The organism is Streptacidiphilus neutrinimicus (assembly GCF_000787815.1).
Lineage (GTDB): Bacteria > Actinomycetota > Actinomycetes > Streptomycetales > Streptomycetaceae > Streptacidiphilus > Streptacidiphilus neutrinimicus.
In genome coordinates this window covers 1-2,110 of the sequence record NZ_BBPO01000166.1, presented here as the reverse complement: position 1 = coordinate 2,110, position 2,110 = coordinate 1, and the positions used below count along the sequence as shown (strand labels likewise).

Sequence of the window (2,110 nt, the reverse complement as noted above, 5' to 3'; positions counted from 1 at the left end):
CGATCGCGTCCCGCTGAGTGGTGTAGCAGGGATCTTGGAATAGCCCCTGGTCATGGGGCAGCCATCGCGCAACTCTCCGAGTAGGCAAGCTCGTTGAGTGAAGAGGTGCGCGATGGCCTTGTCCCAGTCTGACCTACTCCGACTCATGGAGTCACTGCGCTCGGCCGAAGGAGTTGAGCTCATCCGGGCGCTGGCCCGGCGGATCCTGCAAGAGCTGATCGAGGCGGAGGCGACCGCCAGGATCGGTGCCGAGCCGGGCGAGCACACCGACACGCGCGTGACCTGGCGCAACGGCCACCGCGGCAAGACGCTGACCACACAGGCCGGCGACCTGGACCTGGCCATCCCCAAGGTCCGCACCGGCAGCTTCTTTCCAAGCCTGCTCGAGCGGCGGCGCCGGATCGACCAGGCCCTCTACGCGGTCATCATGGAGGCCTACGTCCACGGCGTGTCCACCCGGTCGGTCGACGACCTGGTCAAAGCCCTCGGCGCGGACACCGGGATCTCCAAGAGCGAGGTCTCGCGTATCTGCGAGGACCTCGACGGCCAGCTGGTCGCGTTCCGCACGAGGCCGCTGGACCACACGCGCTTCCCCTACATGTACCTCGATGCCACGTACTGCAAGGCGCGGGTGAACCACCAGATCGTCTCCCGGGCCGTGGTGATCGCGACCGGCATCACCGAGGACGGCGGCCGCGAGGTCCTGGGCGTGATGGTCGGCGACAGCGAGACCGAGGTGTTCTGGACCGAGTTCCTACGACACCTGCGCGAACGCGGCCTGTCCGGGGTCCGCCTCGTGCTCGCGGACCACCACTCGGGCCTGGTCAAGGCGATTCGCAAGGTCATGCTCGGCGCCGCCTACCAAAGATGTCGCGTTCACTTCCTGCGAAACGTCTTCGCGGTGATCCCACGGGAGGCCGCGGAGATGGTCGCCGCGACGATCCGCACGATCTTCGCGCCCAGCCCACCGCGGACGCGGTGCGGGCCCAGGTCGACACGGTCGCCGAGATGCTCGGCCAGCAGTTCCCCAAGGTGAAGGCCATGCTGCTGGAGGCCAAGGAGGACCTGACCGCGTTCGCGGTGTTCCCGGAGCGGCACTGGAAGAAGATCCAATCGACGAACCCGCTCGAGCGGCTCAACCGCGAGATCAAGCGCCGCACCGACGTCGTCCAGGTGTTCCCGAACGACGACGCGCTGCTGAGGCTGGTCACCGCCGTGCTCTTCGAGCTGCACGACGAGTGGATCGCCTTCCCCCGCCGCTACCTGCCCGAGGGCAGTATGGATCAGATCTACCCCACCAGCCGCGAACTCCCAGCGACTTCATGACCGTTGGCGCACGACCACTACACCACTTCAAGGGACGCGGTCCTCGTCCACCCAGCGCTGGTGCCGCTCAGTTGCGGCGATGCGCTCCTTCTCTGCTTCCTGGTGACGTTCGTGGAGCTTTCGGAAGATCGCTTTGAGCTGGTCCTCCAGGGGTTTCTTCGGGCTGTCGGACCACCGGTGATTCCAGCCATAACTGCCGAGGGCGACCTCAAGGGACAGCTCCCCGGACGGCACCGTTCGGTGCGCAGGCGTCACGCGCTGCCAGTCGTAGACCTTGCGGCGATCATTCGCAGTGGGGATGTGCTGCTCCTGCTTCTCGCCTTCGCGGAACCGCAATTCATACTCGGCTCCGGACACTGCAAGCAGGGGGTGGGGATGCTGCCGCCGCTTGCGAACCGTCACCTGACCCCCTCTGGCTATAGCCTCCGCGCCGACCATCCGAACGATGTCCAAGATCCTTGGCACGAGCCCGGCGGAAACTTCGAAAGCCGTCGGGTCGCCTTCAAGGGCGGTGATGACCTGCTCAATGTCCACCGGCACGCGGCGACGCTCCGAACGGACTCGTTTCAAGCGGATCCGGTTCCAGGCGGTCTCGTCCGGGTTGACATCGTTGAACAGGCCAACGACGAGGTCGCCCTCGTTGCGGCCGGTGTGACGGAGGTGTTGTCCGTCTGGGGCGCAGTTCAGGCGGCGCGCCGCGTCGATGGCCCGCCGGTAGCGCGCCCTTGCCTCCTGCGTGGGTCGGTGACTCGCAGCAGCCCGCCTGCCTTCTGCACCTCGGCAA

The 2,110-nt window shown here is 66.5% G+C and carries 2 pseudogenes; one reads left to right on the top strand and one right to left on the bottom strand.

The features are described 5' to 3' along the window. Window positions 1–112: 112 nt before the first annotated feature. Window positions 113–1,326: pseudogene (locus TR48_RS38180) on the top strand (IS256 family transposase). A 27-nt stretch (window positions 1,327–1,353) separates the two neighbouring features. On the opposite strand, the pseudogene TR48_RS44105 reads toward TR48_RS38180, so the two are convergent. Then, window positions 1,354–2,110 (bottom strand): annotated as a pseudogene (locus TR48_RS44105) (hypothetical protein); the annotation flags it as partial.